This window comes from Turicibacter sp. T129 (assembly GCF_025594975.1).
Classification (GTDB): Bacteria; Bacillota_I; Bacilli_A; order MOL361; family Turicibacteraceae; genus Turicibacter; species Turicibacter bilis.
Genome location: NZ_JAMQUU010000018.1, coordinates 121,363 through 137,293 on the forward strand (window position 1 = coordinate 121,363; position 15,931 = coordinate 137,293).

Below are 15,931 nucleotides of genomic sequence, written 5' to 3' on the forward strand. Positions count from 1 at the left end.
TTTTTTAAATTTTTTAGCATCACTTTCTTATTTTAAACATTTGTTTTTATCCTATACTTTTTAAAAGTGCACTTTATCTTGCTTAGATAAGAATATGAATAGTAAAAGGATATAAACTACTAAAGATAAAAAAAGAAATGAGGTGGAGATTTGGAAGGTTACTATTTAATGCCGCATCCTCCAATAATTGTTCCCAATATAGGTAAAGGAGAAGAATTAAAGTTATATCAAACAAGTTTAGCTTGTTATGATATTGCACAAGAAATTGCAACTAAAGAACCTGAGACAATTATCATTGTAACTCCGCATGGACCGATGTTTTCAGATGCTATTTCCATTTCCGATGGAGAGGATATTAGTGGTGATTTTAGACGATTTCAATGTTTTGATATAAAGGTGGATGTAAAGCTTGATATGGAATTTAATGAGGTTTTACTTAAACTATCCCAAGATGAACAAGTTCCTGTTGTCTCTGTTGATCGAGAATTATTACGAGCCTATGGACGTCCCTTTGAACTGGATCATGGAACATTGGTTCCTTTATATTTTGTGAATAAATATTATCAAAATTATAAATTAGTTCATATTACTTATGCTCCTTTAAGTGATCGAATGCTTTATAAATTTGGGATGCTTCTTCAACAAGTAGCTCAAAACCTTAATCGTAAATCGATACTGATTGCAAGTGGAGATTTATCTCATAAGTTAAGTACAAGTGGACCTTATGCTTATTCTCCGTACGGAGAACAATTTGATCGTCAGTTTTTAGCCAAGCTTTCATCCTCTCAACCATTAGATATTTTTGAGTTAGATTGTGAAATGATTGAAGAGGCTGCAGAGTGCGGTTTAAGATCGACGAAAATATTAATGGGAGCACTAGATGGAAAAGAGATAAAAGGAGAAGTGCTCGCTTATCAAAGTCCATTTGGTGTCGGCTATGGAGTGGTTAAATTTAACGAAGTCGGTGTTGGAACCAAAGCACTAAAATATATTGGACGGAGGGAGCAAGGTATGACAGAAGTGTTACCGAAAGGAAGTAATCCGTATGTCCGATTAGCTAGAAAATGTTTAGAGGATTATTTCACACAAACTAAGACAATGATTGCGAAGGAAGAATTACCAGAAATTATGGTGGCTCATCGTCACGGCGTCTTTGTCTCCTTAAAGAAAGACGGACAATTACGTGGATGCATTGGAACCATCTTTCCAACAACGGATTGTGTTGCATCAGAAATTATTAGAAATGCGATTGCAGCAGCTACGGAAGATCCGCGATTTATTCCTGTTCGATTTGAAGAATTAAAACAGATTCAAATCTCCGTAGATGTCCTTATGACACCAACATCAGCAAGTATTGAGGAACTCGACCCAAAACGTTATGGTGTGATTGTAAGTAAAGGCATGCGTAAAGGGGTACTTTTACCTAATTTAGAAGGAGTCGAATCGGTAGATGATCAATTAGCGATTGCTTGTCAAAAAGCTGGCATTAATCCCGATGGAGATTTTGATATTGAAAAATTTGAAGTGATTCGTTATAAAGAAGGTGAGCGATAGTGGATTATCCCGTTCCGTTTTTTGAACGAAAACAAGATCGTATTCAATGTTTAATATGTCCACATAAATGTCTGATTTCAGAAGGAAAAACAGGAATATGCCGAGTTCGAACTGTACAAAATAATCAGCTAATGGTTATCAACTATGGCGAAGTTACCTCAGCAGCAGTTGATCCCATTGAGAAAAAGCCACTGTATCACTTTAAACCAGGAAAAAATATTTTATCACTTGGGAGTTTTGGTTGTAATATGACTTGTAGTTTTTGTCAGAACTATGAGATTTCTCAACATCGTCCTAAAACAGACACACTATCGATTGATGAATTAAGCGAGGCCTTAGCTTCGGTTGAGAATAATGCAGGAATAGCTTACACGTATAATGAGCCGCTAATGTGGTATGAATACGTTTATGATACGGCAAAAGAGTTAAAGCGTCGTAATCCTGACACGAGTGTTGTTATTGTCACAAATGGTTACGTTAATGAAGAACCTTTAATGAAATTATTATCCTATGTTGATGCAATGAATATTGATTTAAAGGGGTACTCAAATCGTTACTATCAAAAGATTTGCGGCGCTCAACTAGATCCAGTTCTAGAGACGATTAGACGTGCTAATGACTATATTCATATTGAAATTACCACGTTATTAGTCACAGATGAATTTGATGCTTTAGAAGAAGTAGAACAAATTGCCCAGTTTTTAGCGTCCATTAATCCAGATATCCCGCTACATTTAAGTCGTTATTTCCCCCGTTATAAAATGAAAAATGAAGCTACAAATGTTGATATCATGGCTCAAGCTGTGGCGGTTGCTAAGAAATATCTAAATTATGTCTATATCGGCAACGTTGCGGGTGCTGATACGAACACTTATTGTCCGAATTGTCATGAACGTTTAATTGAACGACATCAATATGAGACACGTTGTTTAATTCATGAGTCAAAATGCCCAACTTGTCACATACCAATTCCCATTAAGCTATGATGTTAAAAGCAATGCATGAAATTTGACTTTAATTAAGAGTCCATGTACAATATCTCCTGTTGAAAAAGAGGAGATGAATGAGAATGAAAAAAATATCAAATACGGCATTTGTTTATACAATTGTTGCATTAGTAGCGGGTGTGGTGTATCGAGAGTATACGAAAGTTGTTGGTTTCTCAGGTAAAACGAATTTATCGTTATTACACACTCATTTATTTACTTTAGGTATGTTATTTTTTTTAGTTGTGTTAGCATTAGAAACAACATTAAAGTTAAGTGAACAAAAAATCTTTAATGGATTTTTTATGACTTATAATGCGGGTTTAATTTTAACATCACTAATGATGGCAGTTCGTGGATTTTTACAAATTCAAGATGCTGAACTTTCTAAAGCAGTTAATGCCTCAGTTTCAGGAATATCTGGTGTTGGTCATATTTTATTAGGAGTAGGACTTATCTTATTCTTTATGAATCTTAGACGTACCATTGCAACAAAATAATCAAAAGACGTATTGAGTGATGGGGCTCAATACGTCTTTTTTATATTGAAATCATAGATTTTGATGGGGGAGTTGTCGATTGCTCTTTTGTTAAAAGGAAATGAACAATCATTGAGATAATTCCACTAATAATTAAAAAGGCATAAAAACTAATTCCACGACATAACAACATCGCTGGGACGATAAGGTTACTTGCAAAGAATAGTTTAAAAGCACTCATAAATGCATTTTCTGAAGCACCAACTGCCCCAGGAAGTGGGATGGATGAAACAGCTAATGAGACTAATGACTGAAGCGAGATAATTTGTAATAAAGTAAAGTCGTTAAGGTGGAATGCTTTATAAACAAAATAGGGCACTAGATAAGTAGAAGTTAATTGAATGGTTGTTGTAAAAACGACACGTAGTAATAAAAGAGGTCGTGTTTTAAGGTAATCTGCTCCTATGGTATACTCTTTTACTAGTGATTCTAGTTTAAATCGTGTCGCGGGTACATCTTTTATGATTCGAATAGCGCCTAACCATTTAGTAACTAAGTAGATTAATTGATAGATAAATTTTTTTGAAAACATCGCTAATAAAATACCAATCGTTAATAAAAGGTTAATTGTTACACTAAACATTAAGAAGTATTGAATTCCATGAAGATTAGTCATAATAAATTCATGGTTCAGAAGGAACATAATTCCAGCGTATGCCATCATGACCATTTGATAGACAACGGTAATAATTAATAAATTTAAGGAAGAATAAGAAAGATTGATGTTAGCTTTGTTCATATAAAACATTTGAGCGGGTTGCCCACCAGAGGAAGAGGGAGTAATTGAACTAAAATAGAAACCGATAAATGCAAATCCTAGACATTTTATGTAGGAAATCTTTTGTCCGAGGGCACGCATAATTGAGAATGTATTCATGGCTTCACACCCAACGAAGATAAACATCATACAAAGGCCTAATATAATATAGAATAAATTAACATCTTTTAATGTTTGAAGTAACGTAGGTAAAGATTGATCTTTAAAAATAAAATAGCTTGTAATTATGATTAGAGAAATCATAAATAAAAGGCTTACTGATGATTTTAGCTTATTATTCATTACTGGCTCCTTTCTAGAGAAATGAATTTCAATCCTTTTATTTTTAATTGTGGGATGGCTAGTTCTAAGGCACCGATGGTATTTAAAGGGGCCCCGTAATCAGCGCCGCAATCATGACTAGAATCATGTAAACAGATTATTGAATTTGAATGACACTGTTTAATCAATCGTTCTTTTAAGAGAGATTTAGATTGATTTTTCCAGTCTTGAATCATGACATTCCAAAGACAAAGTTTTAATTGATGTTTTTTCATGAAGTGATAAGTAAATAAATTCATATGTCCCCAGGGTGGACGATAAAGGTGACACGTTACATTTAATTGATTCATAATGTCGAGGCTTTGTTGAAAGTCTTTTTTTGTATAGAAATAACTATGTAACCATGCATTTTTATGTTCGAGTGAATGAAGACCGATTTCATGTCCTTCATCTATCATACGTTTGATGAGATGAGGATATTTTTTAGCGTTCTTTGCAACAACAAAAAAGATAGCTTTTATATCGTGTTTGTTTAGGAGATCGAGAAGCTTCTCAGTATAGATTTCATCAGGTCCATCATCAAAGGTGAGAAGTATTCCTTGTTGTTGAGTATCGGTGATTGCATTTGAATTAAAGTGTTTATGGTAATAGGTTGGTAAAATTGAGTGGATGATAAACACACTTAGTGGTAATAATAAAAAAATCATTATTGTTAGGCTCCTAACTGACAGTTTTGATAAGACAGGATAATGGTATCAAGTGTCGCATGATTGAGCTGCTGCTTAAGTGACTTCATATTTTGTCGTATTTCATAGAGATTTGTTTCGTCATTTAAAATTTGAGAGAGATAGTGAATATTTATCAGTTGCTGTTTTGATATAATTCGACCGAGTCGATGGTAATTAATGAATTGAGCATTTTTCATTTCTTGTTGTAAAAAAGGTTCGATAATTAACATCGGTAGTTCGGAATGAATCGCTTCAAATATAGTGATTCCCCCTGGTTTAGAGATGATTAAATCAGCTTGTTGCATGTAGTTATAGACTTGATTAGTAAAACCAATGACATCGATGTTTTCATATTTTCCATGTAATTTCTGAAAAAGTTTTTTATTCCCTCCTGTAATCAGCGTTGTTTTTATATTTTTTAAGTTATTTAACTCTTTATAGAACTTTTTTGATTTTGGTAATAAACCTAGACCACCACCCATGATTAAAAGGTGTTTATTTTCTTGATGTAACTGAGGTAATACATGATGGGATTTAAAGGCTAATTTGACTGGAATTCCAATTACATGAAGTTTATTTCGAGGAATTCCTTTTTCGATTAATTCTGACTGAAGAGAAGGACTTCCTACTAAGTAACAGTCTGTTTGATCATTAATCCATTCTGAATGACTACTAATATCTGTAATACAAGTAATCAGTGGAATTTGACAACTAGATTTAGTTTTATAATGAGAAACTAACTGAGAACAATAAGGAATGGTTGAAATAATCACTGTTGGTTTTGTAATTAAAAGTAATTGTTGTAGTGATTTATAGAAGTAATCGCCTAATATAGGTTTTGAAGTTTCGTTGCCATTTTCTGTATAGTTATAAAATATATTATAGCATATAGATGCTCGATTGATAAGGAGACTAAAGCTTCGGTAAATGAGTTTTGAGATATGTGGCAGTGTATAGTCGAATATATCGACAATCGTAACATCTGAATTTTCAATGGTAGATTTAAGTTGTTCCTCTATTGAATAGGATGCTGAGTAATGCCCCATTCCAAATTTCCCTGTTAAAATTAGAACTTTCATATTATTTCCTCCTGTTTCCTATAGGTTTATTATAGAAATTAAATCTTTAGATTTGTTCTATAAAAATCTTAAGATTTTTTAAAGATTCTCTGAATAATACGTTAAGAAAATAATGGTATTTTAACTAACAAGGGAGTGTAAGTTTAAACAATAACTGTTTTCTTACCCTGAATAATGAATATATTTGGATTAGGAGTATAACCGTGTCGATTAGGATAAATTAACATAATGTAGTAACAGCTAGAGTTTAGGAAAAATTATGGATCAGAAAAGGGGATTTAGATGATGAATCAAGTAGAAAATTATTTTGAACGAGTGGCAAATGATATTAAAGAAAAAGCGCCATTATATTTGAAGATGAGTCATCAAATTCATGAAAAACCTGAATTAGGCAATGAGGAACAATTTGCGTGTCAATTACTGACTAATTTATTAAAAGAGGAAGGATTTGAGGTTGAGATTGATATTGCTACCCATCCAACAGGTTTTATTGCGCGTAAGAAAAGTCAGAAGGAAGGACCCTCAATTGGAATACTCGTTGAATATGATGCATTAAGAGGCTTAGGGCATGCGTGTGGTCATAATATTATTGCTATGATGAGTATAGGTGCGTCTTTAGCTATTTCTTCAGTCCTTGATGAGTTAGGTGGAAAGGTAGTTGTTTACGGAACACCTGCTGAAGAGGGAGGACCACACGGGAATGCAAAGGAGAGTTATGTACAAGAGCATCTATTTGATGAAGTTGATGTCTGTATGATGATTCATCCGTTTCATACAACAGCCCCTACTCAACCAACCCTTGCGATTGTTAAACCTGAATTTGAGTTTTTTGGTCGTCCTTCTCACGCGGGAGCAGCACCTGAAAAAGGGATTAATGCCTTAGATGCTATGCTTCTATTTTATAGTGGGATTAATGCCATGCGGCAGCAAATGCCACCAAGGGTTTTAATTCATGGAATTATTACAAATGGTGGTGAGGCGCCAAATATTATACCTGCATATACGAAAGCTAGCTTTTATATTCGAGCTCCTAAATCTGATTTATGTGATATTTATAAAGAAAAAATTTTAAAAATTGGTCAAGGTGCTGCATTAGCAACAGGATGTAGGTTTAAATATGATGATTCACTTAACCGAGTGAGGGAAATGTTCATTATCCCAAGTTTCGAAAATCTTTTTATTGAGGAAGCCAATCGATTAGGGTTAGAGGTTAAAACGAAAGATTGTAAAAGCATTGGTTCAACCGATGCAGGAAATGTGAGCCAGGTGGTTCCAACGATTCATCCAACGATTAAAATTTGTAATGATTCTATTACGATTCATACGGAGGAATTTAAACAGGCAGCTAAATCAGAAGCAGGTGATCAAGCTATTATTGATGGCGCAATCATTTTAGCGCGTATTGCAGTTCGCTTATTGACGGATGATGATTGTTTGAAAATGATTAAAGAAGAATTCCAAAAAATAAAAGAAGCTCATTTATCTGAAGTAATTGAAGAGAGGGGTTAAAGAAGCCCTCTTTTTATATGTTCTTCAACTAAGAGATACATAAAGGGGCAAAAATATACATTAATGTATAATTTTTTAATGAACGGAAGAATATTTGAAGCGTACGAATAAATATAATGATTAATATAAAAGGAGGGGAATAGATGAGTTACATTGTGGATAGTTTAGTTGAACTAATCGGGAATACACCTTTATTGCGTTTAAACAAATATAGTCAGCAAGTAGGAGCAAAGGCAGAGTTAATTGCTAAGCTAGAGTATTTTAATCCAGCGGGAAGTGTAAAAGATCGAATTGCTTGTGCCATGATTAAAGCAGCTGAAAGCCAAGGGGTTTTAACGAAAGAATCGATGATTGTTGAACCGACGAGTGGAAATACGGGGATTGGCTTAGCCTTTGTTGCGGCAGCTAAAGGTTATCAATTAACGTTAGTGATGCCAGACACGATGAGTATCGAGCGTCGAAAGTTATTAAAAGCTCTTGGTGCCAACCTTGTTTTAACAGAAGGGGCGAAAGGGATGAAAGGTGCCATTGCTAAAGCTGAGGAACTTTGTCAAGAAATTCCGGGGGCGATAATGCTTCAGCAATTTGAGAACCCGGCTAATCCAGCTATTCATCGTTTGACGACAGCTGTTGAAATTTGGAATGATACAGATGGATTAGTTGATATCTTTGTTGCTGGCGTTGGGACAGGTGGAACAATCACAGGAGTAGGAGAAGTATTAAAGGAATATAACCAAAATGTGAAAGTAGTTGCAGTTGAACCAGCAACTTCACCCGTTTTATCAAAAGGGGTAGCCGGCCCTCATAAAATTCAAGGAATTGGTGCTGGATTTGTTCCGAATGTTTTAAATTGCAATATTATTGATGAGATTATCTCTGTATCAAATGAAGATGCCTTTCAAACATCACGTCTATTAGCGGATGCAGAAGGTTTATTAGTGGGCATTTCTTCTGGAGCAGCGGTCTATGCTGCAACTGAGTTAGCTAAACGTGAAGAAAATGTAGGGAAACGAATTGTTGTGATTTGTCCAGATACAGGTGAACGCTATTTATCAACTGGATTATATAATGAAGACTAATGAAAAGGTGAGCATTTTAGCTCACCTTTAGTATTTTTATAAAATATTAATTAGTCGACGATTGATGACCATTGATTCTTTTTTTGGAAGAACAATGGTAAGTGTATCATTAGTTAAGTTGGCTGTAATTTTATCGGCATCAACGTCGTATAGACTGAAGCTTTGTGAAAAAGAACTACTTTGGTAAGCTTGTCCTGTTTCTTCATTTGCTTGAACAACTTGTTTTACTGTTAGGATTAAATTTTGATTTTCAACAGCTAACTGGATATTTTCCCGTTTTAAATTTGGAAGTGTCAACGTGAAAATATATTCTGTTCCTTGATCATTAAAGGTTGTATTATTCATTGGTGTAAAAGCAGATTGAAAAGTGTTTAACATCATCGTTTCCATATGATTAAAAATATCAAAAAAATTAACGGGTGCTAATGATTCATTTTTTCCGCCAAAGGGTGTTAAATTTGACATCCTATCTCCTCCTTATCTGAGATAAAAGTTATACAACATATCATATGCGATTGTCATATTTGAGTGTCTATTTTGGAGAGATTGCATGAATGAAATGGGTATGATAAACTGATAATGAGAGGTGTGATACAATGAATATAATTGAAATTGCGAAACTGGCAGGAGTATCAAAGTCAACCGTCTCTAGATATTTAAATGATGGATATGTCAGCGAGGAAGCTAGCGAGAAAATAAAAGAAGTAATTGAACAAACGGGGTTTGTTCCAAGACGACAAGCTCAGGCTATGCGTTCACAAAAAACAAATTTAATTGGTATTATTGTTCCAAAAATTAGTACAGAAACAGCTGCTCATGTCATTGAAGGAATTACTAATGAATTAAGTAACGCTGGGTATGAAGTACTAATCGGAAATACAAGTCAATCGATTGAAAAAGAATTCGATTACTTAAAAGTCTTTAAAAACCAAGTAGACGGAATTATTTTTATGGCTACTGAAATTACACCTAAACATTATGAGTTATTTGAGCAGTTACATATTCCGATTGTTGTTGTTGCTCAAAAAGTAAAGGATTATCCATGTATTGTTCATGATGATTATCATGCATCTAAAGATGCCATTAACTATTTAATTGATAAAGGTCATCGTTCAATAGGATTTATTGGCGTTGGTGAATATGATGTTGCGGTTGGAATTGAGCGTAAAAAAGGGTATTTAGATGCTTTAGAAGAACAGAAAATTGAAGCTCAATCAGAGTATATTCAAATTGGGGATTTTAGTCATGAAAGTGGATTTAACTTGACTAAGCATTTAATGTCGTTACCAAAACCACCAAGTGCAATTTTTGCCGTGACTGATAACTTAGCTATTGGATGTATGGAATATTTAAAAGAAAATGGATATAAGATCCCTGACGATATTGCAGTCATGGGGCTAGGTGATATAAAAATCGCTGCTTATATGACACCAGGGCTTACAACTGTTCATTATCATTTTCAGACGATGGGAGCTAAAAGTGCTAATCTTTTAATGCAGTTAATTCAATCAGGAAAAGAAAGCTCTAAAAATTATGAAAGCAATTTTATTTTTAATTATAGACTTATAGAACGTGATAGTGTATAATAATCTTCGTGATGAAGGTTATTATTTTTTTGAACCTGATGGGAACGTTCCTGCAAAAATCTCATTAAGTAACCATAAAAACCAATTATAAATACAGTCCAAAAAGAAAGCGTTAATTTATTTTTTTAGGACTTTGTGGGAACGTTCCCTCAAAGAAACTCAAAGTAGTAAACATTGAAGTGAGAAAAATGGAAAACAATAATGGCGTTTAGAAGAAATAATAAGTCGTCAGCTCAATGAAACAATGTATCATCTTCAACTATATATTAGTCATCCTAAAATGATTAGTATATTTACTTGTAGACAGGATACTTAGGAAGAGTAAAAAGTTATGACAAACCCAAATTATGCCGAAGTCGCTAAGGTTATTCTTGAAGCAATCGGTGGAAAAGATAATGTTGCTAGTGCTGCGCATTGTGCGACACGCTTACGTTTAGTTTTAAACGATGAGTCAAAAGTAAATAAAGCAGAAATTGAAAAAATGGATATTGTTAAAGGTGTATTTTCAACAGCGTGACAGTTCCAAATTATTATTGGACAAGGAACAGTTAATCGCGTGTATGCTGAATTAGCAGCACTTGCTGGAATTCAAGAGATGAGTACAGCAGATGTTAAAGATGCAGCAATGGAAAAATTAAATCCATTCCAACGCTTCTGTCGTATGCTATCAAACATCTTTGTACCAATTATTCCTGCAATCGTTGCAGCAGGTTTATTAATGGGGATTTTAGGAATCGTTGATAAAGTTGGTTTAGGACACTTAACTGATACTTGGTGGTTTATGTTATTAGATATGTTCTCATCTGCGGCATTTAATTTCTTACCAATCTTAATCGCAATTTCAGCTGCAAAGCAATTCAAATGTAATCCTTACTTAGCAGCCACAATTGGGGGAATTATGATTCACCCTGCATTACAAAATGCTTGGACATCAGGAACTGGTTATGAAACAGTTAATGTATTAGGAATCATTGATATGCCTTTACTTGGATATCAAGGAACAGTATTACCAATTTTAATCGTTATCTTTGTAATGTCATACATTGAAAAATATACACGTAAATATATGCCTAAAATGTTAGATATTTTATTAACGCCATTAATCACTGTATTAGTGACAGGATTCTTAGCGTTAGTTGTTATTGGACCAATTGCTAATACAGTAGGTTCAGCAATTTCAACATTCTTTACATATGCCTTAAATAACTTCGGTATCTTCGCGGGATTATTATTAGGTGGATCTTATTCATCAATCGTAATCACTGGTATTCATCATAGTTTCCATGCTGTTGAGTTAGAGTTAATTGGAAATACCGGATTTAACTCATTATTACCAATTTGGTCAATGGCAAATGTAGCACAAGGTGGGGCAGCATTCGCTGTTTACTTCTTAGCTAAAAATAAAAAAACAAAAGCAATTGCTTTACCATCTGCCATTAGTTGTTTATTTGGTGTAACTGAAGCAGCAATTTTTGGGGTAAACATGAAGTATGGTCGTCCATTCATCGGAGCTGCAATTGGTGGGGCTTTAGGTGGAGCTTACATTGTATTCTCTAAAGTTGTATTTACAGCTGTTGGAGTAACTGGACTTCCAGCCTTAGCAATTTCTGCACCTGGAACAACATTAAACTATTTAATTGCAATGGGAATTGCAGTTGTAGGAGCTTTCATTGCGACATGGATTCTTGGAATTAAAGAAGACTAATTAAATAAATTCATAGATAGAAAATGGATAATGGGGGACTCTCCGTTATTCATTTTTCTGTATTATAGCAAAAAGGAGAACGGTATCATGAAAAAAGTTATTTCAATTGGAGAAGCATTAATCGATTTCATTCCACAACAAAAAGGAGTAGCACTTAAAGATGTAGAAGGATTTCTACGTGTGCCAGGTGGAGCCCCATTAAACGTTGCAGCAGCTGTCGCTAAATTAGGTGGAAAAGCACAAATGTTAACAAAATTAGGGATCGATGGATTTGGAGATGCAATCTTAGAAGAAGTTAAGCCATTAGGTGTAGATGTTTCACGTGTAGGACGTACAAATCAAGCTAATACAGCCTTAGCATTCGTTTCTTTAAAAGAAGATGGAGAGCGTGATTTCTCATTCTATCGTAATCCAAGTGCTGATATGTTATTAAGTGAAGATGAAATTCATGAAGAAGATTTTGAAAATGGATCAATCTTACACTTCTGTTCTGTTAGCTTGATTGATGCACCAATTAAACAAGCTCATAAAAAAGCTATTGAGTATGCAACAAAATATAACGGAATCATCAGCTTTGATCCTAACGTTCGTTTACCATTATGGGAGTCACCAGAAGCTTGCCGTCAAGCTATTTTAGAATTTTTACCTTTATCAAATATTGTTAAAATTAGTGATGAAGAATTAGAATTCATTACTGGAATTAAAGATGAGCAAGAAGCATTAAAATCATTATTCGTTGGAAATGTAGAAGTTGTTATTTATACAAAAGGGACAAATGGATCAGACTTCATCACAAAAGAACGAAAAGTGACTGTTCCATCGTTTACAGTAAAAGCTGAAGATACAACAGGAGCAGGAGATTCATATATCGGATCGTTCTTATATCAAGTTGCTCAAACAGTTAATACGTTAGAAGAGTTAGTTCAATTAGATGAAGTAAAAGTGACTGAAATCATGACATTTAGCGCAGCAACTGCAGCATTAACTGTTTCTAAAAAAGGTGCCATTGCAGCATTACCTACAAAAGAAGCAGTGATTGAAATGATGAATCGATAATTTTTAGGAGGATGTGAGGATGATGACAAAACAACAGTTTATTAACCAAATTGCTGCAGAAAAAGCGAATCAGTTACCCATAGTTAATGGGGATGAGTGGCGTAATAAATTTCATCTCATGGCACCTATTGGTTGGATTAATGATCCAAACGGATTATGTTATTTTAAAGGATTATATCATGTGTTTTATCAATATTCACCCCTAGATGCGAAAGGTGGATTAAAGTTCTGGGGACATTATACATCACCAGATATGGTAAACTGGACAGAGCATGAAGTAGCCTTATTCCCAGACATCGCTTCAGATGTAGATGGGGTTTATTCAGGATCTGCTTTAGTTCATAATGATGAAATGTATTTATTCTATACTGGAAATGTTAAACATAAAGGTGATCATGATTACATTTTAACGGGACGAGAGCAAAATGTAATTATGGTTAAATCGACAGATGGGTTTAATTTCTCTGAAAAGCAAGTTTTATTAACGAATGAAGATTATCCTAAAAATATGGGATTACATGTTCGTGATCCAAAAGTGTGGGAAGAAGATGGAGTCTTCTATATGGTTTTAGGTGCACGTTCAATTGATGATAAAGGATATGTCTTACTGTATAAATCAACAAACTTAACAGATTGGGAATTATTAAGTGTTCCAGCTGGTGGATTAGATGATATGGGATACATGTGGGAGTGTCCAGATACATTCAAATTAGAAGGAAAGGACATCTTCATGTTCTCTCCACAAGGAATGGATGCTAAAGGATTAAAGTATCATAATGTTTATCAAAGTGGATATGCTGTTGGATCATTTGATGAAAATAAACAAATATTATCATTAGGTGCTTTTGATGAATTAGATCGTGGCTTCGACTTTTATGCACCGCAAACTTTTAAAAACCATGATGGACGTATTATTATGTATGGATGGGCTGGTGTACCAGATGCCGTTGAACACAGTAATCCAACTATTGAAAAAGGATGGCAACATTGTTTAACATTACCACGTGAATTAGTTTTAAAAGGTGAAAAATTATATCAAGTGCCAGTAGAAGAGCTAAAAGCACTGCGTAAAGATGAAACAATTATTAAAGAGATTAATTTAGGTCAATCACAAGTATTCAAATTATTTGAAAATAATACATACGAATTAAACCTAGACTTCAAAAATACAACTTCATTTGAATTAGATTTTCGTGAAGATTGTCAATTAACATTTAAAGATGGAATTTTTACATTATCATTAGGTCGAAGTGGATACGGACGTGATTACCGTCGTGTTGAGATTAAAGCTATCTCAAATGTACGTATCTACTCTGATAACTCAATTTTAGAGATTTATTTAAATGAGGGGGCTGAAGTTTTTACTTCACGTATTTATAATAAAAAATTAGATGAAACATTAACTTTATCAGGAACAGGTGACGTTACGTTAACTAAATGGTCATTGTAGTGTTAATGAAGGGGTAATCATTTTAGGTTATCCCTTTTTTGATGAAAGATATGGCGTTATAATTGTTGAAAAGATATAGGATTGAGAAGAAAAGCGATAAATAAAAACACAGCATGGCTGTGTTTTTGTTATTTTGTTTTGCGTAATTCTTCCTTTAATTGACGCTTTGGTAAGTTGCGACGTAGTTTACGTTCAATCATATTAAATTCGAGATTATCTTTTGGTGCGACAAACATACATGTGTATCCATCTTCACCTGCACGACCTGTACGCCCAATACGATGAATATAAATCTCAGGTGTTTCTGGAACATCATAGTTATAAATATGAGTCACACCACTAATATCAAGTCCACGTGAAGCAACATCTGTTGCAATTAAGTATTGTAAATCTGCATCACGGAAGGATTTCAAGATACGTTCACGCTTATTTTGTGCAATATCACTATGAATGACTTGAACGTTAAATCCACGTTTTTTCATTTTAGCAAATAATTCATCGGCGCGACGCTTAGTACGAGCAAAGATAATGGCTAAGAATGGATTATCTTCTTCAAGAACTTGGCAAAGTGTATCTGCCTTCCAACGATCCGTTGTTTCAATTACTTCTTGACGAATCGTATCAATCGTCACCTTCTTAGGTTCAATCGTTACCATTGTTGGTGAGTAAGTATAGTGGTAAGCAAGTTTTTTAACATTTGGTGCCATTGTTGCAGAAAAGCATAGTGTTTGACGATTACGAGGAGTTGCTCTTAAAATTTGATCAACTTCATTTCTAAATCCCATTAATAACATTTGATCTGCTTCATCAATGACGACTGTTTTAACTTTATTTAAATCTATTGTTCCACGTTCAATATGGTCAATTAATCGTCCAGGAGTTGCAATGATTAAATGAATAGTACCTTTTAATTTATTTAGCTGAGAACCGATATTGCGTCCTCCGTAAGCTGCTAACACATTAATAGCTTTTCCTTTAGCTAATTGATTAGCTTCTTCTGTAATTTGTAAAGCTAACTCTCGAGTAGGCGTGATAATTAATGCTTGAGTTGCACAGACATCAGGTGAAATATTTTCAAATAATGGTAATAAGAAAGCTAATGTTTTTCCGGTTCCTGTTTGAGCCTGAGCAATTACATCTTTATAGTCTTTAATTAATGGAATACACTCTTCTTGAATTGAAGTAGGAGTTGTAATTCCTGATTTTTTTAAAACTTGAACCAATGGTTCACTAATCCCTAAATCTTTAAAATTCATAATGACATACCTTTCGTTCTTGTATTCAATTAATCATACCATAGTCTATGCAAAAATACATGAGTAATTAATTTATAGTGATTTATAATTGATATACTGTGTTTACAATTAAGATTGAAGTGACGTAATCCGTTGATTATAGTAATAAAATACTTGGTGATAAAAAGTAAAGGGGGAATTCTTTAGCAAAAGGAAACTAACAAAATATTATTGTTAATAATGCTTTGCAGAAAAAAAGAACATATAGTGTATTTTTGTATTAAAAACTATATGAAAAGTCGATACATTTAATCTGTTATATGTTAGAATTTAACTGACATAGGTAAAAACTGGGAAGGTGATGGAGGCTGAAACTGAATAACGTA

15 protein-coding genes are annotated in these 15,931 nt (G+C 33.9%); 10 read left to right on the forward strand and 5 right to left on the reverse strand.

Annotated features, from left to right (window positions below; genetic code table 11):
* The first annotated feature begins 150 nt into the window (after positions 1-150).
* From amrA to NEH75_RS03900, 3 genes are all read left to right on the forward strand, one after another.
* Entirely contained in the window at positions 151-1,554 is a 1,404-nt protein-coding gene (gene amrA / locus NEH75_RS03890; RefSeq protein ID WP_237257923.1) for an AmmeMemoRadiSam system protein A, read from the forward strand.
* On the forward strand, positions 1,554-2,540 hold the full coding sequence (amrS, locus tag NEH75_RS03895) for an AmmeMemoRadiSam system radical SAM enzyme (RefSeq protein WP_055305508.1): 987 nt from the start codon (positions 1,554-1,556) through the stop codon (positions 2,538-2,540). Before amrA ends, amrS begins: the two co-directional genes overlap by 1 nt.
* A gap of 83 nt (positions 2,541-2,623) precedes the next feature.
* Positions 2,624-3,040, forward strand: coding sequence for a DUF2871 domain-containing protein (locus tag NEH75_RS03900; RefSeq protein ID WP_055275667.1), 417 nt, complete (start codon positions 2,624-2,626; stop codon positions 3,038-3,040).
* Positions 3,041-3,080: 40 nt separating this feature from the next.
* On the opposite strand, the gene NEH75_RS03905 is transcribed toward NEH75_RS03900, so the two are convergent.
* From NEH75_RS03905 to NEH75_RS03915, 3 genes are read right to left on the reverse strand one after another with little or no spacing between them, the layout of a single operon-like run.
* Positions 3,081-4,139 (reverse strand): YbhN family protein, encoded by a 1,059-nt coding sequence (locus tag NEH75_RS03905; protein ID WP_055305507.1) that lies wholly within the window; start codon positions 4,137-4,139, stop codon positions 3,081-3,083.
* Entirely contained in the window at positions 4,139-4,825 is a 687-nt protein-coding gene (locus NEH75_RS03910) for a polysaccharide deacetylase family protein (protein WP_055275671.1), read from the reverse strand. The genes NEH75_RS03905 and NEH75_RS03910 overlap by 1 nt, the downstream gene beginning before the upstream one ends.
* A gap of 5 nt (positions 4,826-4,830) precedes the next feature.
* Entirely contained in the window at positions 4,831-5,925 is a 1,095-nt protein-coding gene (locus NEH75_RS03915; RefSeq protein ID WP_055305505.1) for an MGDG synthase family glycosyltransferase, read from the reverse strand.
* A gap of 285 nt (positions 5,926-6,210) precedes the next feature.
* On the opposite strand from NEH75_RS03915, the gene NEH75_RS03920 reads away from it, so the two are divergent.
* The gene (locus NEH75_RS03920; protein ID WP_237252344.1) at positions 6,211-7,434 is read left to right on the forward strand and encodes a M20 family metallopeptidase; all 1,224 of its coding nucleotides are present in this window, start codon (positions 6,211-6,213) and stop codon (positions 7,432-7,434) included.
* Positions 7,435-7,577: 143 nt separating this feature from the next.
* A complete protein-coding gene (gene cysK, locus NEH75_RS03925; RefSeq protein ID WP_055243430.1) occupies positions 7,578-8,513 on the forward strand; it encodes a cysteine synthase A in 936 nt (311 codons plus the stop codon).
* Between the two features lie 36 nt (positions 8,514-8,549).
* Here the strand turns inward: cysK and NEH75_RS03930 are convergent, their stop codons facing one another.
* Positions 8,550-8,978: an Hsp20/alpha crystallin family protein gene (locus NEH75_RS03930; RefSeq protein WP_055243431.1), complete on the reverse strand. Its 429-nt coding sequence runs from the start codon at positions 8,976-8,978 to the stop codon at positions 8,550-8,552.
* A 131-nt stretch (positions 8,979-9,109) separates the two neighbouring features.
* On the opposite strand from NEH75_RS03930, the gene NEH75_RS03935 reads away from it, so the two are divergent.
* The 5 genes from NEH75_RS03935 (at position 9,110) to NEH75_RS03955 (ending at position 14,310) form a co-directional block, all read left to right on the forward strand.
* Positions 9,110-10,099 (forward strand): LacI family DNA-binding transcriptional regulator, encoded by a 990-nt coding sequence (locus NEH75_RS03935; protein WP_055305504.1) that lies wholly within the window; start codon positions 9,110-9,112, stop codon positions 10,097-10,099.
* Positions 10,100-10,430: 331 nt separating this feature from the next.
* A complete protein-coding gene (locus NEH75_RS03940) occupies positions 10,431-10,616 on the forward strand; it encodes a PTS transporter subunit EIIB (RefSeq protein WP_237297073.1) in 186 nt (61 codons plus the stop codon).
* A 39-nt stretch (positions 10,617-10,655) separates the two neighbouring features.
* The gene (locus NEH75_RS03945; protein ID WP_238580562.1) at positions 10,656-11,804 is read left to right on the forward strand and encodes a PTS transporter subunit EIIC; all 1,149 of its coding nucleotides are present in this window, start codon (positions 10,656-10,658) and stop codon (positions 11,802-11,804) included.
* Positions 11,805-11,891: 87 nt separating this feature from the next.
* On the forward strand, positions 11,892-12,860 hold the full coding sequence (locus tag NEH75_RS03950) for a carbohydrate kinase family protein (RefSeq protein WP_055243434.1): 969 nt from the start codon (positions 11,892-11,894) through the stop codon (positions 12,858-12,860).
* A 19-nt stretch (positions 12,861-12,879) separates the two neighbouring features.
* A complete protein-coding gene (locus tag NEH75_RS03955; RefSeq protein WP_055305503.1) occupies positions 12,880-14,310 on the forward strand; it encodes a glycoside hydrolase family 32 protein in 1,431 nt (476 codons plus the stop codon).
* Positions 14,311-14,438: 128 nt separating this feature from the next.
* Here the strand turns inward: NEH75_RS03955 and NEH75_RS03960 are convergent, their stop codons facing one another.
* Positions 14,439-15,566: a DEAD/DEAH box helicase gene (locus tag NEH75_RS03960; protein ID WP_055275677.1), complete on the reverse strand. Its 1,128-nt coding sequence runs from the start codon at positions 15,564-15,566 to the stop codon at positions 14,439-14,441.
* Positions 15,567-15,931: the final 365 nt, after the last annotated feature.

Bases quoted from the DNA above. Each gene is read 5' to 3' on its own strand.
- NEH75_RS03900 (WP_055275667.1), top strand. From the start codon at position 2,624: ATGAAAAAAATATCAAATACGGCATTTGTTTATACAATTGTTGCATTA.
- NEH75_RS03930 (WP_055243431.1), bottom strand. From the start codon at position 8,978: ATGTCAAATTTAACACCCTTTGGCGGAAAAAATGAATCATTAGCACCC.
- NEH75_RS03940 (WP_237297073.1), top strand. From the start codon at position 10,431: ATGACAAACCCAAATTATGCCGAAGTCGCTAAGGTTATTCTTGAAGCA.
- NEH75_RS03935 (WP_055305504.1), top strand. From the start codon at position 9,110: ATGAATATAATTGAAATTGCGAAACTGGCAGGAGTATCAAAGTCAACC.
- cysK (WP_055243430.1), top strand. From the start codon at position 7,578: ATGAGTTACATTGTGGATAGTTTAGTTGAACTAATCGGGAATACACCT.
- NEH75_RS03905 (WP_055305507.1), bottom strand. From the start codon at position 4,139: ATGAATAATAAGCTAAAATCATCAGTAAGCCTTTTATTTATGATTTCT.
- NEH75_RS03960 (WP_055275677.1), bottom strand. From the start codon at position 15,566: ATGAATTTTAAAGATTTAGGGATTAGTGAACCATTGGTTCAAGTTTTA.
- NEH75_RS03950 (WP_055243434.1), top strand. From the start codon at position 11,892: ATGAAAAAAGTTATTTCAATTGGAGAAGCATTAATCGATTTCATTCCA.
- NEH75_RS03955 (WP_055305503.1), top strand. From the start codon at position 12,880: ATGATGACAAAACAACAGTTTATTAACCAAATTGCTGCAGAAAAAGCG.
- NEH75_RS03910 (WP_055275671.1), bottom strand. From the start codon at position 4,825: ATGATTTTTTTATTATTACCACTAAGTGTGTTTATCATCCACTCAATT.
- NEH75_RS03920 (WP_237252344.1), top strand. From the start codon at position 6,211: ATGAATCAAGTAGAAAATTATTTTGAACGAGTGGCAAATGATATTAAA.
- NEH75_RS03915 (WP_055305505.1), bottom strand. From the start codon at position 5,925: ATGAAAGTTCTAATTTTAACAGGGAAATTTGGAATGGGGCATTACTCA.